The organism is Bacillus sp. FJAT-27445 (assembly GCF_001510665.1).
GTDB lineage: Bacteria > Bacillota > Bacilli > Bacillales > Cytobacillaceae > Bacillus_D.
This window is the reverse complement of the sequence record NZ_LMTI01000001.1, coordinates 817,181-839,838: the sequence shown is the minus strand read 5'-3', so window position 1 is coordinate 839,838 and position 22,658 is coordinate 817,181. Positions and strand designations below refer to the sequence as shown.

General features: G+C 43.7%; 26 protein-coding genes. 16 read left to right on the top strand and 10 right to left on the bottom strand.

What is annotated here, in order from left to right:
* The first annotated feature begins 290 nt into the window (after positions 1–290).
* Complete coding sequence (locus AR337_RS04160) at positions 291–476, top strand: cold-inducible protein YdjO-related protein (RefSeq protein ID WP_059170725.1); 186 nt, start codon at positions 291–293, stop codon at positions 474–476.
* Between the two features lie 38 nt (positions 477–514).
* On the opposite strand, the gene AR337_RS04155 is transcribed toward AR337_RS04160, so the two are convergent.
* From AR337_RS04155 to yhfH, 3 genes are all read right to left on the bottom strand, one after another.
* Positions 515–700 carry a hypothetical protein gene (locus tag AR337_RS04155; RefSeq protein ID WP_253701470.1) on the bottom strand — a complete coding sequence of 62 codons (186 nt, stop codon included), beginning with the start codon at positions 698–700 and terminating at the stop codon, positions 515–517.
* Between the two features lie 72 nt (positions 701–772).
* The gene (locus AR337_RS04150) at positions 773–1,015 is read right to left on the bottom strand and encodes a hypothetical protein (protein WP_059170723.1); all 243 of its coding nucleotides are present in this window, start codon (positions 1,013–1,015) and stop codon (positions 773–775) included.
* Positions 1,016–1,135: 120 nt separating this feature from the next.
* Positions 1,136–1,264 carry a protein YhfH gene (gene yhfH / locus AR337_RS22575; protein ID WP_367576247.1) on the bottom strand — a complete coding sequence of 43 codons (129 nt, stop codon included), beginning with the start codon at positions 1,262–1,264 and terminating at the stop codon, positions 1,136–1,138.
* Positions 1,265–1,741: 477 nt separating this feature from the next.
* Between yhfH and AR337_RS04145 the strand changes: the two genes are divergently transcribed.
* The 3 genes from AR337_RS04145 to AR337_RS04130 all read left to right on the top strand — a co-directional run bounded on the left by AR337_RS04145 (position 1,742) and on the right by AR337_RS04130 (position 8,243).
* Positions 1,742–4,285, top strand: a complete 2,544-nt coding sequence (locus tag AR337_RS04145) for a PAS domain-containing protein (RefSeq protein ID WP_082686847.1) — start codon at positions 1,742–1,744, stop codon at positions 4,283–4,285.
* A 232-nt stretch (positions 4,286–4,517) separates the two neighbouring features.
* A complete protein-coding gene (fdhF, locus tag AR337_RS04135) occupies positions 4,518–6,599 on the top strand; it encodes a formate dehydrogenase subunit alpha (protein ID WP_367576245.1) in 2,082 nt (693 codons plus the stop codon).
* An 849-nt stretch (positions 6,600–7,448) separates the two neighbouring features.
* A complete protein-coding gene (locus tag AR337_RS04130; protein ID WP_059170720.1) occupies positions 7,449–8,243 on the top strand; it encodes a LysM peptidoglycan-binding and 3D domain-containing protein in 795 nt (264 codons plus the stop codon).
* A gap of 38 nt (positions 8,244–8,281) precedes the next feature.
* On the opposite strand, the gene AR337_RS04125 is transcribed toward AR337_RS04130, so the two are convergent.
* Positions 8,282–9,577: a NarK family nitrate/nitrite MFS transporter gene (locus AR337_RS04125; RefSeq protein ID WP_059170719.1), complete on the bottom strand. Its 1,296-nt coding sequence runs from the start codon at positions 9,575–9,577 to the stop codon at positions 8,282–8,284.
* A gap of 242 nt (positions 9,578–9,819) precedes the next feature.
* Here AR337_RS04125 and AR337_RS04120 point away from each other — a divergent pair, with 242 nt between their 5' ends.
* The 5 genes from AR337_RS04120 (at position 9,820) to AR337_RS04100 (ending at position 14,021) form a co-directional block, all read left to right on the top strand.
* Entirely contained in the window at positions 9,820–9,966 is a 147-nt protein-coding gene (locus AR337_RS04120; protein ID WP_156424311.1) for a lmo0937 family membrane protein, read from the top strand.
* 263 nt (positions 9,967–10,229) lie between these two features.
* Positions 10,230–11,567: a TrkH family potassium uptake protein gene (locus AR337_RS04115; protein WP_059170717.1), complete on the top strand. Its 1,338-nt coding sequence runs from the start codon at positions 10,230–10,232 to the stop codon at positions 11,565–11,567.
* 26 nt (positions 11,568–11,593) lie between these two features.
* The gene (locus tag AR337_RS04110) at positions 11,594–12,247 is read left to right on the top strand and encodes a TrkA family potassium uptake protein (RefSeq protein ID WP_059170716.1); all 654 of its coding nucleotides are present in this window, start codon (positions 11,594–11,596) and stop codon (positions 12,245–12,247) included.
* A gap of 117 nt (positions 12,248–12,364) precedes the next feature.
* Positions 12,365–13,399, top strand: coding sequence for a low-specificity L-threonine aldolase (ltaE, locus tag AR337_RS04105; RefSeq protein WP_059170715.1), 1,035 nt, complete (start codon positions 12,365–12,367; stop codon positions 13,397–13,399).
* 22 nt (positions 13,400–13,421) lie between these two features.
* Positions 13,422–14,021 (top strand): hypothetical protein, encoded by a 600-nt coding sequence (locus AR337_RS04100; protein ID WP_059170714.1) that lies wholly within the window; start codon positions 13,422–13,424, stop codon positions 14,019–14,021.
* A 352-nt stretch (positions 14,022–14,373) separates the two neighbouring features.
* Here AR337_RS04100 and AR337_RS04095 read toward each other — a convergent pair whose 3' ends face one another.
* Positions 14,374–14,622, bottom strand: a complete 249-nt coding sequence (locus AR337_RS04095) for a sigma-G-dependent sporulation-specific acid-soluble spore protein CsgA (protein ID WP_059170713.1) — start codon at positions 14,620–14,622, stop codon at positions 14,374–14,376.
* 45 nt (positions 14,623–14,667) lie between these two features.
* The gene (locus AR337_RS04090) at positions 14,668–15,192 is read right to left on the bottom strand and encodes an HAD-IIIA family hydrolase (RefSeq protein ID WP_059170853.1); all 525 of its coding nucleotides are present in this window, start codon (positions 15,190–15,192) and stop codon (positions 14,668–14,670) included.
* A 200-nt stretch (positions 15,193–15,392) separates the two neighbouring features.
* On the opposite strand from AR337_RS04090, the gene pssA reads away from it, so the two are divergent.
* Positions 15,393–15,884, top strand: a complete 492-nt coding sequence (gene pssA, locus AR337_RS04085; RefSeq protein ID WP_059170712.1) for a CDP-diacylglycerol--serine O-phosphatidyltransferase — start codon at positions 15,393–15,395, stop codon at positions 15,882–15,884.
* Positions 15,885–15,976: 92 nt separating this feature from the next.
* Positions 15,977–16,663, top strand: a complete 687-nt coding sequence (locus AR337_RS04080) for a YitT family protein (protein WP_367576244.1) — start codon at positions 15,977–15,979, stop codon at positions 16,661–16,663.
* A gap of 9 nt (positions 16,664–16,672) precedes the next feature.
* Here AR337_RS04080 and AR337_RS04075 read toward each other — a convergent pair whose 3' ends face one another.
* From AR337_RS04075 to AR337_RS04065, 3 genes are all read right to left on the bottom strand, one after another.
* Positions 16,673–17,920 (bottom strand): MFS transporter, encoded by a 1,248-nt coding sequence (locus AR337_RS04075; protein ID WP_253701500.1) that lies wholly within the window; start codon positions 17,918–17,920, stop codon positions 16,673–16,675.
* 27 nt (positions 17,921–17,947) lie between these two features.
* Complete coding sequence (locus AR337_RS04070; protein WP_059170851.1) at positions 17,948–18,448, bottom strand: DUF3231 family protein; 501 nt, start codon at positions 18,446–18,448, stop codon at positions 17,948–17,950.
* A 179-nt stretch (positions 18,449–18,627) separates the two neighbouring features.
* Positions 18,628–18,900 carry a YqhV family protein gene (locus AR337_RS04065; RefSeq protein ID WP_059170710.1) on the bottom strand — a complete coding sequence of 91 codons (273 nt, stop codon included), beginning with the start codon at positions 18,898–18,900 and terminating at the stop codon, positions 18,628–18,630.
* Positions 18,901–19,077: 177 nt separating this feature from the next.
* Here AR337_RS04065 and AR337_RS04060 point away from each other — a divergent pair, with 177 nt between their 5' ends.
* The 5 genes from AR337_RS04060 to AR337_RS04040 all read left to right on the top strand — a co-directional run bounded on the left by AR337_RS04060 (position 19,078) and on the right by AR337_RS04040 (position 22,456).
* A complete protein-coding gene (locus tag AR337_RS04060; protein ID WP_059170709.1) occupies positions 19,078–20,070 on the top strand; it encodes a sulfonate ABC transporter substrate-binding protein in 993 nt (330 codons plus the stop codon).
* Positions 20,071–20,091: 21 nt separating this feature from the next.
* Positions 20,092–20,856, top strand: coding sequence for an aliphatic sulfonate ABC transporter permease SsuC (ssuC, locus tag AR337_RS04055; protein ID WP_059170708.1), 765 nt, complete (start codon positions 20,092–20,094; stop codon positions 20,854–20,856).
* 18 nt (positions 20,857–20,874) lie between these two features.
* Entirely contained in the window at positions 20,875–21,636 is a 762-nt protein-coding gene (locus AR337_RS04050; protein WP_059170707.1) for an ATP-binding cassette domain-containing protein, read from the top strand.
* Between the two features lie 174 nt (positions 21,637–21,810).
* On the top strand, positions 21,811–21,996 hold the full coding sequence (locus AR337_RS04045; RefSeq protein ID WP_059170706.1) for a hypothetical protein: 186 nt from the start codon (positions 21,811–21,813) through the stop codon (positions 21,994–21,996).
* Positions 21,997–22,183: 187 nt separating this feature from the next.
* Entirely contained in the window at positions 22,184–22,456 is a 273-nt protein-coding gene (locus tag AR337_RS04040) for a hypothetical protein (RefSeq protein ID WP_059170705.1), read from the top strand.
* Positions 22,457–22,469: 13 nt separating this feature from the next.
* On the opposite strand, the gene AR337_RS23575 is transcribed toward AR337_RS04040, so the two are convergent.
* On the bottom strand, positions 22,470–22,658 hold a 189-nt coding region (locus AR337_RS23575; RefSeq protein ID WP_216637360.1), incomplete at its 5' end, for a hypothetical protein.

Below are 22,658 nucleotides of genomic sequence, written 5' to 3'. Positions count from 1 at the left end.
GTGGAGACCCCACAGGCGCTAGCGCCGAGGAGGCTCCACTGACGCCCCGCGGAAAGCGTGTGCCTGGAGTGCAAATCAACACATTGGTAAAACCACTTTTTGTGGTGAAGAGCCTAAGGTGACATATATATCAATTTTACCTCATTAATACGTGTATTCCTGAAAGCTTTTTTACAATAATGAGAACGAAATAAAAACGTTATTGCCTCCTGTACCTATAATATGAAGAAAATGGTGCATACTATAGGAAGAAACTCCAGTGAAAGCTATCTGGGATAGGAGGTATGGACATGTTTTTTGGGAAAAGGCTGCCTTATGAGAAGGAAGAGGAACCTCTGGTTAGTACCGAAATATACTCCTGCAGTGATGATAGCTGCATCGGCTGGATGAGAAAAAACTTTGTGTCAGACGACTTGTTATGCCCTATGTGTGGAAGCTCAATGGATTCCGGCATTAGGGATTTGCCTAAAATGTAAAAGAGCTGGTACCTAAATATTCGGTACCAGCTCTTTTCTTAAAGGTTTTCGTTTTGCTGCCTGATTTCATCGCCGCCCAAAAGAGTATTCGCCTCTTCCAGCTGCTTATGCTCATCGACTGAATTTCCCGGGATACTTTCAGGGTTAGGATACGTGTCACCCGTTTCAACAGTGAATGTAGGTTGTTTGATTGCGGGGGTAGTGTAGTTCGTTTTCTTCTCCACGGCCTTCAGCTCCTTGTAATAAAGCATGTACGAAGATACCGCTTATTATTCCTTAAGAAGACAAGTGACGTACTATATGGATTGGAATGCTTTTCGTTTTCGATAGTCGCCGAAAGTTCCGAGTTCTTCATTGAGGAGCAGCTCCATTTTTTCAAGATCCGTCCGCGCGACCGGCTTGTCTGCAGTGTTCCATTTTATTGTATAGATAAAATAGTACTCCTTAATCTGCCTGAAGATTACAGGCGAGGAGGGGAATTCATCGTATAGCGCCTTGATATTATATTTTTTTGTATAGGCCCAGTTCATCAGCCTCATGAAAGGGACACATCCTTTTAAAATATTCTCTTCCTTATTAAAACATTTTCAAGGATGTTTTCGCCAGTGCCAAAAGGCCGGCTCCTCCTATGGGAACCGGCCTTTTATCAGTTGAGTCCTCTATTCCATTTGCTTCGCCTTACATGAATCACATTCGCATTGGTAGGACTCTGCTTGCTCCTGGATGGACCCTCCGCACAATGAGCATTCCTTCTGAGGAAGATTGCGGAAGAATTCAATAGGATTCATTAACATCGTAAAAATCGCTCCTTTTATATGACAGATTGATAATGTATTCCCTTTTATAATACAGTTTAATCATTTGAATCCTTTTGGTGATTCCTATTTTTTCTCACCCTATGTTTTTTTGAGGCATTCCTTGGGACTTGAACTTAAAAACAGGCGGAAATTTCTAAACCAGGTATATTATTAATACCGATGAAACAATGGAATTGATTGGTGAACAGCCCTTCGGAAAGCTTGTGGGACAGGTGTTTGGGGATAATTTATTTGTTCCATCATTAACTTCATAGGAAAGACGGAGGGATATTAATCTAAAATCAAATCATTTACAATACAAGCATAGGAAAAATATGAGGATTTTGGTAAAATGGTGTAAAGTAGTGGGGGATATACTAAATCCTTTTTTATTTTGCTTTCTTAATTGTGAACTTTCTATTACAATTGTATTAGAAATGTCAAAAACTTAGGGGTTGATACTTGACAATGAATGGGATGACCTTTCAGTTCAGTCCGATTTTACTAATATTCGCATTGGCCTTAACAATGATGGCTTCGTATACTGCTTTAGATATGTTTACGCTTATCCATTCCTCCAAAAAGAATAAAGGCCTGTTGTACATTGGCGGAACCTTTGCAATGGGAATCGGTATATGGGTAATGAATTTTTTAGGGCTTTTATCCGAGGATGTAAGTAGATTCGGAACTTACCAGATTCCGCTTACCATGCTCTCGATGGTGATTGGCATCTCGTTGACCGGCATGGCGTTCATCTCCCTGACTGCAAATAAAGTAAAATTCTCCAGCTTGCTTTTAGGTAGCCTTTTTCTTACCATGGCTGTATTCTCAATTCATATTATCGGTATGTACTCAATGGAAATCAGCATTGGGTTCAACCCAGTAATTTTTACAGTATCAACTCTATTAATATATTGTTCCTTTCTATTCGCGCTATGGATGCTGTTTTATTCTAAAAGTTTTAATAGAGGAAATTCCGCGTGGCTAAAACCTGTAAGTGCAGGCATTATCACTGCGGCTGTCGCACAGGGCCATTTCCTACTGAAGCGGGCGTCAAGCCTGGAGGAAACGCCAGCGGGATCGTTATCCTTAATACCTGATGATTCGTTCATTGTTTACTTGGTCCTGTTCGTTGCCACGTTAATTTTCGGCGGATTAATCATTTCGAGTACCCTTATTAGCAAGAAACTTGCCGCGGCGGATAGCCATTTAAAGGATATTCTCGCCGCATTGCATGCATCTTCAATTGTTGGCGTCACGGACATGGACGGTAACTTGATTGAAGTGAATGACAAGTTCCTAGAGGTAACAAAATATTCCAGGGAAGAAATTATCGGTAAAAATCACCGGCTCATGAATTCGGGCTATCATTCCAAGGAATTTTTCAAAGAGTTATGGGACACAGTCCTGTCAGGAAAGATTTGGTACGGTGAAATTTGTAACAAGGCAAAGGATGGCTCCCTTTATTGGGTTGATACCACGATTGTTCCTTTTCTGGACACAAAAGGAAAGCCTTATCAATATGTTTCCATCAGGTCGGACATTACAAAACGTAAGGAAGCTGAAAAGGAGCTGATGGAACAGCATAAGGAAATCAGCGACATTACATTTGCTCTCGACCAATCTTCTATCGTTGCGATTACCGATTCGAGGGGTGCTATAACGAGCGTCAATGACAAGTTCTGTGAAATATCCAAGTACAGCCGCGAGGAATTGATTGGACAGGATCACAGGATATTGAATTCAGGCACCCATGACAAGGAGTTCTTCAAGGATTTATGGAAGACAATTGGGAACGGGAAGGTATGGAAAGGAGAAATATGCAACCGAGCGAAGGATGGGACACTTTACTGGGTTGATACAACCATCGTTCCTTTTTTGAACGAAAAAGGTAAACCCTATCAATATGTCGCCATCAGGACAGATATTACCAACAGGAGAACCGCCGAGGCAAACCTGAAAAATTCCCTAAAGGAAATCAGTGATTATAAATTCGCCCTTGATCAATCATCAATCGTAGCAATAACCGACGCCCGGGGAAAAATTATTAGCGTGAATGATAATTTCTGTGAAATCTCCAAGTTTTCCAGAGAGGAATTAATTGGCCAGGATCACAACATCCTTAACTCAGGATTACACCCAAAGGAGTTTTTCAAAGAGCTCTGGAGTACAATTGGGCAGGGGAATGTGTGGACCGGGGAAATCAGGAATCGCGCCAAGGATGGCTCGTTCTATTGGGTGGATACGACAATTGTTCCATTCCTGAATGAAAAAGGCCGGCCTTATCAATACGTCGCCATTCGCAATGATATCACAGAACGGAAAAGGACAGAAGATATGCTTCACCGCCAGGATAAACTTGCCGCGGTCGGCCAGCTCGCCGCGGGAGTCGCCCACGAAATCAGGAATCCATTAACATCAATGAGAGGCTACGCGGAGTTCCTTCAGTTGGATGAACGTGATCCTGAACGGCTTGAGTTTTTAAATATTATCCTGGATGAAATTGAAAGGGTGAATGGCATCGTCGAGGACTTTATGGTCCTTGCGAAACCGAAAGCAGTGGAATTGGAAGAAAAGAACGTAGTGCCAGTCATTAAAAATGTCCTATCGCTGCTAGAGTTTGAAGCCCGCAAAAAGAATGTAAAGCTTGATTTCGATTATACAGATGAAATTATTCAGATTGAATGTGATGAAAACAGGCTGAAGCAGGTTTTCCTTAATTTTGTGAAAAATGGAATTGAAGCAATGCCAAATGGCGGAGAACTCCATGTGAAATCGAGCATCAAGGGGAACGAGGTGCAGATTTCCATTCAGGACACCGGCGTGGGAATACCGGAAGAAAAATTGAAGAAGCTTGGTGAACCATTCTATACAACCAAAAAGAACGGAAACGGCCTTGGCCTAATGGTGAGCTTCAAGATTATTGAAAGCCACAATGGAAAAGTTTTCGTTGAAAGCGAGCCAAACAAAGGAACCACTTTCAATATCTTCCTTCCGGCTAAAACTGCATGACATCTACAATAAGAGGGAATTGGCGGGGCCATTCCCTCGTTTTTATAAAACAGAGGAAAGTGTTTGAATTCTAAAAATGTGATTATGCAGAAATAAAAATCATGAATAAATATATTTTAATAGAAATGTAATCGCTTTCACGTCACTGAATCTTCATAAAGATGACAAAATCTTCACTATTATAACGCCCTAGCAGCAGAAGAAATGAATTAATATGGTTATATAAGCATCTATGTTTAAAATGGAGGGATTCAAAATGGGAGTGCAGAATCTTGTTAAAACGGTCTGCGGATATTGCGGGACCGGTTGTGGCCTTGTTGTTGAAGTTCAGGATAATAAGATTGTTAAAATACGGGGAGATAAGGAAGCGCCTGTCAATAAGGGCCAAACATGCGTGAAAGGGTCATTCGCGTATGAGTATGTCCATGCGCCAAATAGATTGAATTCACCGCTGTTAAGAAAAGGCGGGCAATTGGTCAAGGCGACATGGGATGAAGCCTTAAGCTTTATCTCGAATAGGCTTGGCGCTATCAAGTCCGAGTGGGGGCCGGAATCCATTACCATGTTCGCCTGCGCAAGGACGACAAATGAATCCAATTATGTAACCCAAAAATTTATGAGGACTGTAATTGGAAGTAATAATATAGACGGCTGTAACCGAACCTGACACGCTCCAAGTGTTGCCGGTCTGGCAACTGTGTTTGGAAGCGGTTTCCCTACAAATACTCTTGAGGATTTCGATAGGGCCGAGGTTCTTTTATTAATGGGCTCGAACACGAGCGAGGCGCATCCAATAATTGCGAACAGGATTAAAAAAGCTGTCAAATCAGGGTTGAAAATGATTGTAATCGATCCAAGGAAAATTGATATGGTGAAATCCGCTCACCGGCACTTGCAAATCAACGTTGGCTCCGATATTGCGTTAATCAACGCTTTCATCCATGTCATCCTTAAAGAAGGGCTCTATAATACGGAGTTTATTGGAAAGCATACAGAGGATTTTGACGTATTGCAAAAAAGGGTTGAAATGTACACCCCCGAGTATTCCTCTCTCATTACAGGTGTACCGGCAGAAGACATTATTGAGACTGCAAGGGAATATGCTTCCGCGAATGGAGCAATGATTGCCTATACCTTGGGAATTACCGAACATCACTGCGGTGTTAACAATGTGTTTGACATTGCCAACCTTGCTCTCTTGACCGGGAATATCGGCAAGGAAGGAAGCGGCATTATGCCATTGCGCGGCCAAAATAATGTTCAGGGAGCCGGCGACATGGGCTGCCTGCCAAATCAGCTTGCCGGGGCAATGAGCCTTGCAAATGCCGATTATCGGGCTAGGTATGAACAGGAATGGGGAGTTACCCTAAACCCTCAACCAGGCGATACCCAAACTAGAACGTTTGACCGTATCGAGGAGGGTGGGGTTAAAGCCCTTTATGTAATAGGGGAAAATCCGCTGCTGGCTGATGTTCATATGAATCATACAAAAACGCTATTGGAAAAATTGGATCTTCTAATAGTCCAAGATATTTTTCTTACAGAAACAGCTCAGCTGGCGGATGTTGTCTTACCCGCGCGCTCCTGGGGGGAAGTAGATGGGACCTTTACCAACACGGACCGTCGGATTCAGCGCGTCCGCAAAGCTATCGATGCCCATCCGGACACGAAAGAGGATTGGGAAATTCTTTGCGAGCTTTCGACGATTATGGGGTATCCAATGAATTACGAGAGCAGTGAAGAGATTTGGAACGAGGTTCGCAAGCTCGCCTGGGAAATGTATGGCGGTATTTCCTATGAAAGGCTTGAGAAGGAATATTCGGTCCACTATCCTTGTCCGGACGAGACCCATCCGGGTACTTTCGTTATGCTTGACAGGTTCCATAAAGATGCGGAACCGGACAGGAAGTCTCCTTTTGTCCCAGTGGATTACACCGCGCCGCTTGAACTGCCGGACGAGGAGTATCCTTTTACCTTGACGACCGGAAGAAGGTACGAATCCTATAATACCCATACCCAAACCCGATACTATGCAACAGGGGTTAAAATAAAGCAAACGGAAGAGACGATTGATATCCATCCCGAAGATGCAGCGAAACTTGGCATTGCGGACGGGGACATCGTACACGTGAAATCCCGCCGCGGTGAGCTTACTGTTAAATGCAAAGTGACTGAACAGGTGGTTCCAGGTCTTGTGTTTATGAGCTTCCACTGGCATGAAACACCGACGAACGTACTCACCCTTAATGAGTATGATCCGATATCGGGAACAGCGGAATACAAGGCTTGCGCCGTATCAATCCAACCGGTTTAATTATTTTGGGAGCAGAGAAATCTGCTCCTCAGACTGTAGACAAACTCGAAGAGTTTCGGGTTTGCCTACAGTCTTTTTTAATTTTAAATATAAATTGAAATGACAATGCGTCTCTAGATTTACATTCCGGGTGGACGCTTTCCGCGGGCGGGGCCGAGCCGCTTCCCTCGCTACGCTCAGTCCAGGGTCTCGACTATCCCGCTATTCCCGCAGGAGTCGCCACCCTCCATTTCAATCAACTGAAATTTCCTTTATATAAATGACACTATGTATAGGGTGACCTCCCATGATGACTAAAAATCCAAGCCAATGAATGTGAACAATTGGAAGTAATTCTTAAGTTAATTTATCCTGGTTCTTCACCATAAGTGCTACTTTATGATTAATATGCCTAACTTTTATGTTGATTGGAGCGGAGGGCACCGACTCCAGCGGGATGCAGCGGCAAGGTGGAGACCCCACAGGCGCAAGCGCCGAGGAGGCTCCACTGACGCCCCGCGGAAAGCGTGTGCCCGTAGCGCAAATCAACACATTCGCTAAAACCACTTTTGTGGGGAAGAACCTTTAACCTTCGTAATTTCCATATAAATTACAAAAGGCAGCGAGTGGGTAACCTCTCGCTGCCTTTTGCCGATAATCTTTGGAGCAGAGAAATCTGCTCCTTTTTCCGTTTAGGAACGATTTTTCATTAAAATTTTTCAGAACATTCAATCGATTGGTTACCTCATCGTAACCTTATAGTCATTGTTGTTACCGAATTATTATCTTCTTGTTCTTGGGATTTTGGTTTTTCATGCTAACATTGACAGTGTTAGTTTTTAGAATAAGGATTGTAGGAGGTACACGGACTTGAAAAAATCGATAGGTAGCTTCATGATTGCGGCAGCAATTTCCGGTACGTTTGCCGCCAATGCCCAGGCGGAGGAAATCGTTGTAAAAAAAGGGGATACTCTCTGGGGACTTTCAGAAGTACATAATACAAGTGTTGATAATATCATAGGATGGAACGGGTTGGAATCAGAGACCATCTATGCAGGCGAAACGCTTAATATTTTTCCCGAAAAAATGTACGAGGTTAAGAACGGCGATACATTGTGGGGGATTGCATCATCCCAAAAAGTATCATTGCAGAATTTGATAGATTGGAATGACTTAAAAAGTGATTTAATTTACCCTGGAATGCAGCTCGCAATTGGAGCGAATACCGGTAATGTACAGGCCGTTCAGACTCAGCAGGCTCCGGCAGCTAAGAAAGACACCACCCAGGTTTCTAAACCAGCTCAACCAGCACAACCGGCTTCAAGCAAACCAGCGGCTCAGCAACAGGCCACCCCTGCCGCTGAAAATCCGAGCGGAAAGGAACTGGTCGTAACAGCAACAGCCTATACAGCTTCATGCGAGGGCTGTATAGGTATTACTGCGACAGGAATTGACCTGAAGAACAATCCGGGCGCAAAAGTTATAGCAGTTGACCCGTCCGTTATACCGCTTGGGTCGAAAGTTCATGTAGAAGGATACGGCACTGCAGTCGCCGGAGATACTGGCGGCGCTATTGAAGGAAACAAAATTGATGTTTTTATCCCTTCCAAAGATGCAGCGTTAAAATGGGGAAGAAAGAGTGTTAAGGTTACAATACTGGATTAAAAAAACCGCCAAGTGGCGGTTTTTTCTTTCAGATAAACTTAGGAAGCCTGTTTCAGAGCAACAACAGCACTCTTTCTTTGATAGAAGAACCAGTTTATTGCGAACGAGACAACATAAAATCCAATAAAGAAGTAAAACGCTGTTACAGGTGTCCCGGTAGTTTTCACAGACCAGCCGAATAGCTTCGGAATGAAGAATGACCCGTAAGCCGCAAATGCCGCTGTAAAACCAAGTACCGGTGCCGCCTCCTTTGGTATGAAAATGCTTGGAATCATTTGGAAAGTTGAACCGGATCCAATTCCGGAAGCCAAAAACAGGAGCAGAAAGGAAGCTAGAAATCCTGAAAAATGATTTTGGCCTAGGAAGAAAATGACGCCTGACGCACCAATCGCCTGAACGATTAAAACATAGGCAGTCACTTTTGCGCCGCCAAGCTTGTCGGCAATCCAGCCGCCTACCGGCCTAGCGGAAGCTGCTAGAAGCGCGCCTAGAAAAGCAAGTGAGACGTGCTCTGGGTATTGTGATTTCAATAAGAGCGGAAAAGCCGCTGAGTAGCCAATGAAAGAGCCGAATGTTGCGATATATAGGACGGTCATAATCCACGTATGCTTTCGTTTTACAATAACAAATTGGTCAGATACGGATTGCTTTGCAGTTGGCAGATTATCCATTCCGAAATAAGCTGCGATTGTCATGATAGCGATTGGAATAACCCATATAAATGCAGCATTTTGAAGATACACTTGGGAGCCATCTGGCATTGACTGCCCGCCGCCAACCAAAGCAAACGTGCTGGAGGCAATCACGAGTGGCGTAACGAACTGTACGACCGAAACGCCCATGTTTCCAAGGCCGCCGTTAATGCCAAGAGCTGTACCCTTTTCTTTCTTTGGAAAGAAGAAGGAAATGTTAGCAGTTGAAGATGAAAAGTTACCTCCGCCGAGGCCGCAAAGCGCGGCTAGCAAAAGCATAATGCTAAAAGGTGTCTCCGGGTTTTGAACCGCGAAGCCTATTCCAATGGCAGGAACGGCAAGGGCGGCGGTTGATATGACCGTCCAGTTTTTACCGCCAAACTTTCCGACAGCGAATGTATAGACAAAGCGCATCGTTGCGCCGACAAGCCCAGGAATTGCTGCTAGTGTGAACAATTGCTCATCCGTAAACTGAAAGCCGATGTCGTTTAACCTTACAGCGACCACAGACCAGATTTGCCAAACGATGAATGCGAGCATAAGGGACGGGACCGAGATCCACAAATTCCTTCTCGCATGCTTCTTTCCTTCCTTCTTCCAAAAATCCTCGTTTTCCGGATTCCAATTCGTAATTCTTGCCATGATAATATCCCCCTTTGGTTAAATCATTTAACACTACGTTGGTATTTACAATGTTAATGATAAGGTGATGTTACCATCATAAATGTGATAAACATCACTCTGTTTTTGAAGGAATTGTGAAAACAGAGGGGTGTTCATAAAGTTGTAAAAACTTCTTAACTCAAATAAAGAGAAACAAGAGTTTGTTTTTAATTGAATCGGTTTGGGTAAACTATCATCAAACAGAAGAAAGGAAGATTGCTATGTTATGGACCATCATCGGCCTTCTGGTGCTATTCTGGGTTCTTGGCCTCGTATTTAAAGTTGCCGGGGGGTTAATTCACCTTCTCCTCGTAGCGGCAGTCATCGTCTTTTTATTTAATTTCTTTAAAAATAAAGCGACACGGTAACTTATCAAGGGAAGAGTGCCGCATCCGGCTGGATGCGGCATATTTCTTTTCGGGCTGAAGGGTCTCGGGGAGGAACATAAGTTATTAAAAAATGAATGAATTCATACGCCCTAAATAATACTAAGTTAATCGGAACTGCTAAGAGGTAAATTTATGTTTTTCCCTTGTAGGTGCTTTTCCCGCTTTATGAATATTAATGAATTCAGGGTGGTAAACCATACTCTATATACAGTTTGATACTCGTATAAAAGAAGGCGAACAGTATGCAATATAGAAAATTTTCCCTTGATCCTCCAAAGGTCCTAGTGCTGGGATTTGTGGTGATTATCCTCATTGGAGCATCCATTTTGACTTTACCCATTTCAACGGCGGACAACGAAGGGCTCCCTTTTATTAAGGCTTTCTTTACCGCCACATCAGCCACATGTGTAACTGGACTGGTGGTTGTGGATACCGGCACAACCTTTTCAACGTTCGGCCAGGTAGTCATCCTCTTATTGATCCAAATTGGCGGGCTGGGGTTCATGACGTTTGCATCCTTGTTTGCTTTTATTCTTGGGAAAAGGATTTCCCTTAGGGAACGTCTCCTCCTTCAGGAGTCTTTGAATAACATATCAATTGAGGGTATTGTAAGGCTTGCCAGAAGAATTCTTATTTTTGCGGCGGTTTTTGAAACTCTGGGAGCAATAATTTTATCCATTAGGTTTTCCTTTGATATGCCGTTGAGAAAGGCCGTTTTTTATGGGGTTTTCCATTCAATTTCCAACTTCAATAATGCCGGGTTTGATTTATTAGGTGAGTTCAGGAGCCTGACAGGATATGTAGATGACCCAGTTGTTGTATTAACTGTTTGCCTATTAATCATTACGGGAGGCATCGGGTTTATTGTCATAAACGAATTATTTGAGTACCGGCATACAAAAAGGCTTTCACTGCATACAAAAATTGTCCTTTCTTCTACCGGTATTCTCATTGCCATAGGTACACTGTTAATTTTCCTGTTGGAATACTCAAATGGCAAAACGCTTGGGCCGCTGTCACTCAGCGGCAAAACATTGGCGGCTCTTTTCCAGTCGGTTACTGCAAGGACTGCGGGGGCAAATACGGTTAGCATTAGCGACATGACCCAATCCGGCCTTTTCCTGATTATTATTTTAATGTTTATCGGGGCATCACCAGGTTCAACCGGAGGCGGGATTAAGACAACTACGTTTGCAACATTGCTTGGGGCAGTATGGTCACAAATTCGCGGAAAGGAAGATGTTGTTCTATATCGCCGAAGAATTGGCTATGAAACAATTTACAAAGCATTGACAGTGACAATGAGTGCCCTGATTCTAATTATTATCGTTACGATGCTTTTGACCATAACTGAAAAGGGCAAGGACTTTTTCTTGATCCTATTTGAGGCGACTTCGGCATTTGCAACAGTGGGGCTTTCGATGGGATTAACACCACTGCTTTCCACACCGGGGGAGCTTTTAATCATATTCATGATGCTAGCGGGGAGGGTAGGGCCATTGACAGTGGCTTACGCAATTACAATCCGGAGAAAACAGACTCCATTCCGTTATCCTAAAGGAAAGATTATGATAGGCTAGGAATGATTGTTAAGGAGTGTATGGAAATGGTAAAGCAATATGCGGTAATTGGCTTGGGCAGGTTTGGAATCAGCCTTGCCGGCAATTTATTGGAGGCCGGGCAGGAAGTGCTCGGCGTTGATATTAACGAGGAAAGGGTGGAGGATGCGCAGCCGTCTGTCACCCATGCGGTCATTGCCGACTCTACAGATCCCGAAGCATTAAAATCCATTGGAATTAGGAATTTCGATACGGTAATCGTAGCAATCGGAAGCGATATTCAGGCAAGCATATTAACAGTACTTTTGCTTAAAGAAGAAGGGGTTAAAAAAGTAATTGCCAAAGCCATCAATAAACCTCATGGACAGGTGCTGGATAAGGTAGGGGCTGATTGGATCATCTTCCCGGAGCGGGATATGGGTGAAAGGGTTGCCCATATGCTTTTATCCCCCAATGTTTTGAATTTTATTGAATTATCCAAGGAATACAGTGTAGAGGAAATAAAAGTACCCGAATCCATGATAAATAAATCGCTAAGGGATCTGGATTTGCGGGCGAAATACAATTTAAGTGTTATCGCAATCAGGCATGCCAGTACAATCAATATTTCCCCTTCTCCTGATGAAAATATTGAGGAAGGGGACGTCCTAGTGGTAATTGGCGGAAACCGGGACCTTGACCGTTTTGCTAACCTGCAATGATTATACTGAAATTTACGGCGGATGCCCATCCTGGCATCCGCCTTATTTTTATCCCATTTCAGGATATTTAAGGTAATATAAGCTATAGGGCAATTTTTTAAAGAGGGGGCCGGAAAAATGATTGATTTAAGAAGCGATACCGTAACGAAACCAACCGAAGAAATGCGGAAAGCAGCTTATCTTGCCCAGGTTGGTGATGATGTATATGGGGAGGACCCAACCGTTAGGGAACTTGAAGAGACTGCCGCCCGAATCCTTGGCAAGGAAGATGCGCTGTTCGTGACGAGCGGAACACAGGGAAACCAGATTGCCATCCTCGTCCATTGCAGGCCTGGGCAGGAAATTGTACTAGAGGAGCAGTCCCATATCTTTTATTATGAATCAGCCGCCGCTTCGGCCCTTGCTGGAGTCCAAACCAGGACAATTCCTGGCATAAGAGGAGCGATGGATCCGGGTAGGGTAAAAGCAGCAATAAGGGGCAATGATATTCATTTTCCGGAAACTGGATTGATTTGCCTGGAAAATACCCATAATCGGGCTGGGGGAGCTATCCTGCCTGTTTCCAATACGAAAGAAATTTACGAGATCGCCAAGCTGTATGATGTACCAGTACATATTGATGGGGCAAGGCTTTTTAATGCAGCAGCAGCTTTAGGGATTCCAGTTAGTGAGCTCACCCAATATGCTGACACTGTCCAGGTATGCCTTTCCAAAGGCCTTGGCGCACCAGTTGGGTCCTTGCTTGCCGGCAGCAGAGAATTTATCGTCCGAGCAAGGAAATGGCGAAAGCGGCTTGGCGGCGGGATGAGGCAGGCCGGGGTTATTGCGGCTCCTGGGCTGGTGGCATTGACCAAGATGAGGGACAGGCTTTTGGAAGACCACTGGCATGCAAAACTTCTTTCAGAAGGAATCGAAAGGATTTCCGGTTACTCCATCGCCAATAAAGTAGAGACAAATATTGTTGTGGTCGATGTCAGCCAATCCGGTAAAAATGAACAGGAATTTGTCGATGAAATGAAAGCTAGAGGAATTCTATGTGGGACTTTCGGCGAGGGACTTGTACGGTTCGTTACGAACTATGGAGTTGGCGAACAGGATATCGCTGATGCACTTTCTGCCATTGAAAGCCTTTGCCGAAAAATAAATAGATAAGTTGGATTGGGAGGATTGAGGCTTGATTATCAACACAAGATCGAGTGATGAGCGAAAAGTTATACTGGTTGCCTGTACGATTATCATGTATATTAGCAGTTTCTTTGTGCCAGTGGTTATCGTTGCTTCCATACACAGTACCTTTTATTTTAAAAGGGAGTACTGGTTCTTTGAAACACCTTCTAGTGCATATCTCGCCTTTATGGCAGGGATGTTCCTTTCCGCAGTATTATTAACCCTTTATTTAATAGCCGCATGGAAATGGGAAAATAAGAAACTGGGAGCTGGCCTCATTGCCTTGCAGGTGTTTTGCGTACCACTTTTCGTAGGCTCAATTGATAATTATTATTTCGCAACAGATAAAGGAATTTTTTATAATAAGTTGGCCGGAATTGGCGAGAAGAAATATGCTTGGAAAGACATGGAGAGTGTTAAGCTTGTTTACCGCCATTCGCGAGGCTCCGTCAGGTTTGATAGTTATTCTTTCATCAGCAAAAGCGGGGAAACTGTTTCGCTTCCTTATACTTCAAAGTTAAGGGAGAAGCAATGGTTAATTGAAGAGATGATAAAGGTGAATCATTTAACCGTTTCGGATAACTATGATGACCCTATTATGGATTGATAAGGAAAGGAGGAATCCCAGTGTCGGATTCCTCCCTTTTTTGAGGTACCTAACCATTTAATTGTCGAAAGGCAGGGGGTGTAGGGCTTCTGTTTGGCTAAAATATACAAAGGCGTCCTGACTTACTCTACTGGGCGAGCCCCGTGAGTTCCAAAGGGCCTGGCCCATTTTTGAATCGATTCCTTAAATGAATTTCCCATTTTCATCACTCCATCCCAGATAATAATGCACAACGCAAATCATGTTGCCTTAGCGAGGTTTTTGTCTTATCATGGGGAAATCGGTTTTTGAACTTTATCGTCTTTTGTCAGTCTTTGCGCTTGCCTGGGAAATAAAGATATTCAATAAGTAGTCAAATTAATTGTTCGTAGACGCTATTTAATTGTCCGGCCCGTTCCTCATCCTGTTCATTTTGGGCGTATTTAATTTCTTCAGGCAATATTGTGTTTAGAAATTGTATGTCCCCAGCCTCCAGGCTCTCGACAAAAGCCTCTGTGGAACTGTTATTTTGTTCAAGGAGTTTATAAAGCTTTTTTCCCCCGGTATGGTTTTCTGTGTAATTAGATAGAATTTCCCGTAAATAGGCGAGTGATTGATCCATAGTTTGTTTCCTCCTAATGTTTATTGGTTTGCTGCTCCGTATTTGCTATTCCAGAAGAGAAAGGATTGATTTTACAGCAGCTGATAATGTCGGAGCGCTAAAGTCAGCACCTGTTTCACCAGTGCCAATAAAAACAGTTTTGCACCCAGCTGCTCTTCCTGCTTCTATGTCTCTTTCGTGGTCACCGACCATCACCGACTGGGTAAGGTTTATTCCGTATTTTTCTGCAAGAGCCTCTAGCATTCCTGGTTGGGGCTTCCGGCAGCTGCAGCCCTCGTGTGGTTTGTGGGGACAATGGGCTATATCAGTAATCTTTCCGCCTTTTTCTGTAATGAGGGTAGTGAGCCGCCGATGAACTCTCTTTAGTTTCTCCTCGGTCATAAAGCCAAGTCCTATTCCACCCTGATTTGTAACGATGAAGATTGGGTATCCAGCCTGAGTAATTTCAGCTACAGCTTCTGCCGCTCCATCCAAGAGAAAAAGCTGTCTTGGATTATTAACAAACTTTACTCGTTTGGTAAGCACTTCATTAAGTACTCCATCCCTGTCAAGAAATACTGCTTTTCTCATTCCATCAAAAGCCCCTCTATCCATTTATTCCGTGTGTCTCTTCTATTGTTCCTTTTCAGTTATGGCAGTAAACCGGTAATTAACGGTCCCAATTCCTATGATTCTTTCTATTTTCGGTTATTTTAGGGAATATTTGCAACGAAATTAGGGAAATTAGTGGGATAAGAATCTTCATTAACAAAGTAGGAAGGGGTGAGGCAATGCCTTCACCAGTTGTCCGGTCTTTGCCAAACTGGTTTACAATCGCAAATTTACTTTGCGGGGTATTTTCAATCATACTGAATATGAATGATATTGTTAGGCTCGCGGCCCTCCTAATATTTGCAGCAGCGTTAATGGATCTTTTCGACGGCAGGATTGCAAGGAGGCTGAATGTAAACAGCGATGTCGGTGTTGAACTGGATTCCCTCGCGGATATTGTAAGTTTTGGGGTGGCGCCGGCATTACTTGTCTATACACTAGCTCCACATTCGATGCTTGCCTCATTCGCCTTTACGTTCTATGCTGCAATGGGTGCGCTCCGGCTTGCAAGATTCAGCGCTAGTCCGACAGTAGGTTACTTTATGGGAATCCCAATTCCCCTTGCCGGGATGGTAATTGCCGGTATGGCTTTGTTCGATTACAGCAATGCTTACATTACGATTATTCTCGCAATCCTGATGGTCAGCCCAATCAGGGTGAAAAAATTTTAGGGAAAAGAGGCAATCGGATGCGATTGCCTCTTTTTATAGATTAAAGAAGCCTGTACTACTTTTCCCCTCTATTGAATAAAATGGAGCATAAAGTGAATCTTGAAGTGGAGGTTCCCCGTTACGAATGGGGCACAAATGCCTTCGTGGGAAAAGCAGGGATGGGGTATATGGGCAAATTTCTTCGAAAAGGTGCTATCGTTACGGCTGGCGGCCTTATTCAGGGTCTTGGCATGGGCCTTTTTTTGTTTCCGCATAGCATCCCTTCCGGCGGTGCAGGGGGACTAGCGGTATTACTGCATTATTTTTTTCATATTGATATGGGTTTTGCTCTATGGGCTGTTAACTTTTCCATGCTGGTTCTCGCAATCAAATATCTTGGAAACCGATGTACAATGTGGACTATGTTTGCTATTACAATTACATCACTTTCCATCTATTTTTCACAAAAGGGAATAATGATCCCTTATCGAAATGTTTGGCTTGATCTTGTGACAGGTTCCTTATTTCTTGGAGCAGGCGTGGGGCTTCTCTTGAGGCAAGGTGTATCAAATGGAGGAGTAGGGGTACTCGCGCTCATTATTTCATCCATGAGGGGGACGCTTCCTGGCAAGCCCTTATTTTGGATTAATGGCTGTATCTTCCTCCTCACCGCATCGATTATCAAATGGGAAATCATTATCCAGGCTCTCTTAAGCCAATGGATTTCAACAAAAATAGTGGATGCCGTTTTTAAAATCCGCCTGTATGATGCGTACAGCTTTGCCTTCAGAAAAAAATAACAAAAATACTTAAACGTAGTTGTATCTGAATGAATATTTGCTTTTATCCTTTTTATCACCCTTGTTTGGCGCATGGATCAATGTAAGGGCGAGTATTCCCGCAATAAGGGTCAAGGCAGCAATGGATAGGAACATCCCGGCTTTGGTCCATTCCATTAACCTGGTAAAAATAGGAGGCCCAACCGCTACTCCTATAAATCGGACAGATCCATACAGCGATGTGACGAATCCGCGCCGTTCCTTTCCGACGGAACCTGTTATCAGGCTGTTCAGGCAAGGCAGTACAAGGCCGGTTCCGATGCTGCTTAGAACGAGCACTAATAAAAATGGGACAAGCTTTTCAAAGAAAACGAGAAGGGAGTAGGATATAGTCATCAAGCCAAGCCCTATGACAATCAGCCGCTTCATCGCCGCCGTATTCTTTCCGATTTTGCTTCCAGTTATATAGGATGTCGTCCCCATAACCAAAAGAGGGATGGCGAGGATCAAGCCTTTCACAACTCCGTCTATCCGATATTGTTTTTCAAGGACGTCGGATAAGTAAAACAAGATGCCGAAAAGGGTAAATAAACAGACCGCACCAGCAAAATAGGCAGTTAAAAGCCAGCGGCCTTCAAATTTAAACACACTTGCCAATCCTCTCATGTATTTGCCAAAAGGGGGAGGTGCCTGGCGGTGGCTTTTTTCCTTTATAAAAAATAACGTGAGCAAAATGGAAATTGAACAAATTGCCGGGAAGGCAAAAAAGACCGCGAACCATGCGAGGAGGCCAAAAAGGGCTCCTAAAATCGGGGAGAGGACTTTTCCAAGTCCATTTGACGCCTCGACAATCCCCAGTACCCTGCTTTGTTCTCCTCCTTTAAACAGATCGCCTGTTAATGCCATCGCAATGGGCGCTGTACCGGCAGCACCTATACCCTGCATTGTCCGGCCTGCCAGAATCCACCAATATGGACTCGAAAAACTTGTTGCTGCAAACCCAGCCAATAGCCCTCCAACTCCGTAAAGGATTAGCGCGGGAAGAATGATGATTTTTCTGGAAAACCTGTCAGACAAATAACCAAGGACAGGGATGAAAATCGCAGCCGCTATTGAAAACACGGTAATAGTCATGCTTGCCTGCAAAGGTGTCAAGCCCAGCTGAGCTTTCATTTGTGGAAGGATGGGGATTAGCATTGAATTTCCCAGTGTCATAATTAATGGGATCGAGCCTATGGCCGCGACTGTCATGCCGTTATTCTTTCTTCCCACCGGGATACACATCCTTTTTAAAATTGAATGATTTTACTTTAAATTAAGTGGAGGCAGGACCAGCCAGCCTTTTTCCTTGTTAATTGCCGCAAGCTTATCTGCATATTCAACTTTTTGGGTAAGAAAATCGCCAAACATTTCTCGGATATCCGCCCTGATAGAAAGCCCCATTATATAGCTGGCAAGGACATTTCCCCCAATGATATCCCTGGTCAGGAGCGCAGCAATTTCAGAATCATTAAACCTTGCACCCGCGGGAATATCTTCTGTTGAAACGTTTGGCCTATCCGGCGGTGCTGGAGGAAGCCTGATTCCATTTTCCTTCAGGATACCTTCGACTTGTTGTTCCTCTTGTTTTACACAATTCTCCATAAAATCCTCAATAAAGACTTTTAAGTCATGATCTCCAGAATGATTCGAAAAAACCTGAAGCGCTACAAGATATGCCTTTGTGCCAAGCAAATGGGACCAAAGATGAAAAACCTCACCCGCATGGAGGGGTTCATCCTGTGGGTTTCCACTCATTATTCCCATGGTTATCACTCCATTCTCTTCATGCTTGCGGATAGTATTTGAAAAATCAAAGGAGATTAACATGAAATATTTTGCCACCATTGGAAAATTCATTTGGAGTCCGTACCGTTAGGGTTTCCAAAAAAAAGAAATATGGCGGCGGCACAGGCGCCGCCACCCTATTTATCCATCAGATGGTATTATTGTTTAACCCCATAAAGGATACATGCCACACCAGCAAAAACCCAGAACATCTTTAGTAAGGAAATCTTTTCTACTATTCCTATCAGGCCAATGGTAGTTGTTGATAAAAGGATAAGCGGCCCTATCAAGGCGAGGGAACTGTTGATTAACAACGCTTTTTCAACCGCATTGAATTTCAGCATCAACAGGGCTGCAAAGATTTCTATCCCACCCGATACAATTCGCAGAAATGACATGGCCAAGACGGTTTTTTCTATAACAGTAAACATAAGGCCCTCCAATTTTGGACGAGTTCTTTTCCCAATATATGCATGCAAAATAAGGAATTAGTACAGCCCGTCTAGGAAAGTAGAAATTTTTCTGGACAGGAACGTATCGCCCATTTTTTCATAGTTTAAATCAGGCTGACTTATGCCGTAAAAACTTTGAAAGGGATGAAACGCCCAATGAAAACGGTTATAGCAAAAGCCTTTCTCTATTGCCTATCGACTATTTTCACGATATTTTTTATCCTTGCAGGCTGTTCGGCGGAAGGTAATGCGCCAACTAAAAAGGATAAAGCTGAACTAAAAGAAAAAACCATTAAAACCATCCGGATTGGATATCAAAAAAACGGTCCGCTAGTCATTCTTAAGTCGCTGGGTTCCCTCGAGGAAAGGCTTGGCGAAATGGGAATTGAAGTTGAATGGAAGGAGTTCCAGGCCGGTCCGGCGCTGGTTGAAGCCCTGAATGCAGGAACAATAGATTTTGGCAGAACCGGCGATTCCCCGCCAATCTTTGCACAGGCTGCGGATGCCCCATTTGTCTATATCGCTGCAGGGAAGCCAAAATTCAATGGAAGTGCAATTCTGGTTAAAGAAAATTCGAAAATAAAATCGGTCAAGGAATTAAAAGGGAAAACAGTTGGTTTTGCAAAAGGCTCCAGTTCACATTATTTGCTTATTAAGGGTTTGGAAAAGGCAGGCCTAAAGTACTCCGATATTGAACCCGCGTTCCTTGCCCCTGGGGATGGAAGGGTGGCGTTTGAGAAAGGAAATATTGATGCTTGGGTTGTTTGGGATCCTTTTACTTCGGCAGCAGAGGTTGGCTCGAGCGCAAGAATGCTTGTAAACGGAGAAGGCTTGACAACGGACAGGGATTTCTTTCTCGCCAGTACAGCCTTTGCAAAAGAACATCCGAAAATCATCGATCAGATTATTGAAGAAATACAGCGTTCCTCCGACTGGGCGAATGCAAACCATAGCGACCTTGTCAAAATGCTTGCGCCAATTTTAAAAATTGATGAGAAATCACTTGAAATTGCTGTTAAACGCCGTGTTTATGGTGTTGACGAAATTAACCAAAAAATAATCGGTGAACAGCAGGAAATTGCCGATACCTTTTTTGAACTTGGCATTATTCCGAAGAAAATAGATGTAAGGGACGCTATGGGAAAATAGCGTGTTAGGGGGGAGTAATAATTGAAGCCTGGATGGAGAAAATTTTATACCCAGCTAATCCCCTGGGTTATCCCGCTGCTGCTTATAGGGCTTTGGCAGTTGTTTTCATGGATGGGCATGATTCCTTCCAGAATTCTTCCCTCACCAACTGACGTGTTAATGTCTGGGATAGGGCTTCTTAAATCGGGTGAGCTTGCAGGCCATATATCGATTAGCCTCGGAAGGGCAATGGCAGGATTTTTGATTGGTGGGTCAATCGGATTTATATTAGGGCTATTTAATGGGATGTTTAAGGTTAGCGAGCTTCTTTTTGACACGTCAATCCAGATGCTTAGGACCATACCTCATCTTGCGTTAATTCCGCTCGTAATCCTTTGGTTTGGAATTGATGAAACGTCTAAGGTATTCCTTGTCGCATTGGGTGTGCTCTTTCCTGTATATATTAATACGTACCATGGGATTAAGTCTGTCGACAAAGGATTGATAGAAATGGGCAGGGCATATGGGCTGAGAGGTTCTTCACTATTCTTTTCGGTTGTCTTTCCTGGCGCGCTATCTTCCATTCTCGTCGGTGTCCGTTTTTCTCTCGGGGTTATGTGGCTGACGTTAATTGTCGCCGAAACCATATCAGCTCGTTCAGGAATAGGGTACATGGCCATGAATGCCCGGGAATTTTTTCAGATGGATGTTATCGTCTTAAGCATTGTTTTATATGCCCTATTTGGGAAGCTGTCGGATGTAATAGCCAGGGCAATGGAGAATAAGTGGCTAAAATGGAACGCATAACGAGTGTCAGGAGGATGAATGGTGAATCCAAGGGAAACGCCCTATTTATCAATAAAAGATGTACAAAAATCATATGGGAGCCGGGTCGTACTTGACGGAATTGATTTTGCTGCGGCTCCAGGCGAATTTATTTCGATCGTAGGCAAGAGTGGCTGTGGAAAAAGCACCCTTCTCCGCCTTGTAGCTGGGCTGGAGGCAGCTGATCAGGGAAGTATTTCAGTTAAAGGCATGCCCTTAAAAGGCTTAAATAAAAACGCCAGGATTATGTTTCAGGATGGAAGGCTTCTCCCATGGAAAAGTGTTCTCGAAAATATCGGGCTTGGACTTGATGGGAATTGGAAGGAAAAGGCGATGGACGCACTTCGGAATGTTGGGCTCGTGGAACGAAGCGGTGACTGGCCTTCAAAGCTATCAGGAGGGCAAAGGCAGCGTGTGGCGCTTGCACGGGCCCTTGTCCATGAACCCGATATCCTTCTTCTAGATGAGCCGCTTGGTGCATTGGATGCCCTAACGCGAATGGAGATGCAGGATTTAATTGAAAGGATTTGGACAGAAAAAGGGTTTGCCTCTATCTTGGTTACCCATGATGTTGAAGAAGCGGTTGCCATAGCTGATAGGGTCATACTGATTGAATCAGGAAAAATTGTTATGAACAGGTTAATTGATCTTTCACGCCCAAGGCAACGCGGCCAATGGGGATTTCATAATCACGTCCAGGAAATTCTTGAACGCATTCTTGAGCCAGAAGGAGAAAATGGGCTAAAGCTGGTGGGCAAGTAATATTTTCTTGGAAAGCAGCAGTGGAATTTCAGTATTATTTTTAGGTTGCTGTGGCATGCCTTATGTATTTACAATTTGATGGCAAAGGGTATAATGAGAGGAACATAGCATAATGTATCAATCAGATAACAAAGTGATAGCTACTGCTAGCAAGTTGAAAATGGAGGGATTCCGGTGGAAGGCCAACGTATACAGCTGAATGTAAGGATTACAAAGGATGCATATGAGAAACTGGATGAAATTGTAGAATACTACCAGGAAAACACAAAGGTAGGAAGAATCTATAAAGGCGATGTATTAATGGATATTATTGAAAAATCTTATGAGGTAATGGAAAAACAAAAAAGCAGGCAACGTTAATAAACCGGTTAAGCCGGTTTTATTTTTTTTCAAAAAAACTACCGCTTTCTTATTTCAATTTACTTTGTATTGGCAAGCCAAATATTCCAATAATGGATGAATTGAAGCAGTATTTGCTTTAGCCAATACAGGATACTAATAACGGAATCCCTTAAGGAATCCAATTTCACGGAAGGAGTGCCTGCACATGAATTTCCAGATGGTCGCAGCCATTTTGCGCGGGCTTTCAAACGGAAGGCAGAGTAAAAAAATGTTTTGGGCGTCCCTGATCGGGCTTGGGGTAAGCGCTACTGCTATGGGGCTGAGGAAAACCCGCTACCGTAATGTCCTTCCCAAAATACAGAGGGCGGCAGAACGGATGATGGCACCAATGGCGGGAAATACAGCCTTGGCTGAATTTTCAAATGAACTTTTCCCAAACCAGGTGAAGGGCAACCAAGGCAACAAATCGAATCGTTAAACTTGAAAGCCGCTCATGCGGCTTTTTTGTATTTGAGGAAACTATAAAATAGAACATTGTGAATAACTCGAAATAAATTGTTGTAATCCAGCTCCACCAGAATAAGCTTCGGAAGCATAAGCCTCGCACGAAGAAAAAGCGTTAGCTTTTTCGAGGAGCGCCTAGCCCCTCGAGGTCTTAAGCCGGTTCCCTCCGGAGGGCT

Coding starts and splice junctions, on each gene's coding strand:
- AR337_RS04160 (WP_059170725.1), top strand. CDS start 291: ATGTTTTTTGGGAAAAGGCTGCCTTATGAGAAGGAAGAGGAACCTCTG.
- AR337_RS04150 (WP_059170723.1), bottom strand. CDS start 1,015: ATGAGGCTGATGAACTGGGCCTATACAAAAAAATATAATATCAAGGCG.
- yhfH (WP_367576247.1), bottom strand. CDS start 1,264: ATGAATCCTATTGAATTCTTCCGCAATCTTCCTCAGAAGGAATGCTCA.
- AR337_RS04145 (WP_082686847.1), top strand. CDS start 1,742: ATGAATGGGATGACCTTTCAGTTCAGTCCGATTTTACTAATATTCGCA.
- AR337_RS04125 (WP_059170719.1), bottom strand. CDS start 9,577: ATGGCAAGAATTACGAATTGGAATCCGGAAAACGAGGATTTTTGGAAG.
- AR337_RS04120 (WP_156424311.1), top strand. CDS start 9,820: ATGTTATGGACCATCATCGGCCTTCTGGTGCTATTCTGGGTTCTTGGC.
- AR337_RS04115 (WP_059170717.1), top strand. CDS start 10,230: ATGCAATATAGAAAATTTTCCCTTGATCCTCCAAAGGTCCTAGTGCTG.
- AR337_RS04110 (WP_059170716.1), top strand. CDS start 11,594: ATGGTAAAGCAATATGCGGTAATTGGCTTGGGCAGGTTTGGAATCAGC.
- ltaE (WP_059170715.1), top strand. CDS start 12,365: ATGATTGATTTAAGAAGCGATACCGTAACGAAACCAACCGAAGAAATG.
- AR337_RS04095 (WP_059170713.1), bottom strand. CDS start 14,622: ATGGATCAATCACTCGCCTATTTACGGGAAATTCTATCTAATTACACA.
- AR337_RS04090 (WP_059170853.1), bottom strand. CDS start 15,192: ATGAGAAAAGCAGTATTTCTTGACAGGGATGGAGTACTTAATGAAGTG.
- pssA (WP_059170712.1), top strand. CDS start 15,393: ATGCCTTCACCAGTTGTCCGGTCTTTGCCAAACTGGTTTACAATCGCA.
- AR337_RS04070 (WP_059170851.1), bottom strand. CDS start 18,448: ATGGGAATAATGAGTGGAAACCCACAGGATGAACCCCTCCATGCGGGT.
- AR337_RS04065 (WP_059170710.1), bottom strand. CDS start 18,900: ATGTTTACTGTTATAGAAAAAACCGTCTTGGCCATGTCATTTCTGCGA.
- AR337_RS04060 (WP_059170709.1), top strand. CDS start 19,078: ATGAAAACGGTTATAGCAAAAGCCTTTCTCTATTGCCTATCGACTATT.
- AR337_RS04050 (WP_059170707.1), top strand. CDS start 20,875: ATGGTGAATCCAAGGGAAACGCCCTATTTATCAATAAAAGATGTACAA.
- AR337_RS04040 (WP_059170705.1), top strand. CDS start 22,184: ATGAATTTCCAGATGGTCGCAGCCATTTTGCGCGGGCTTTCAAACGGA.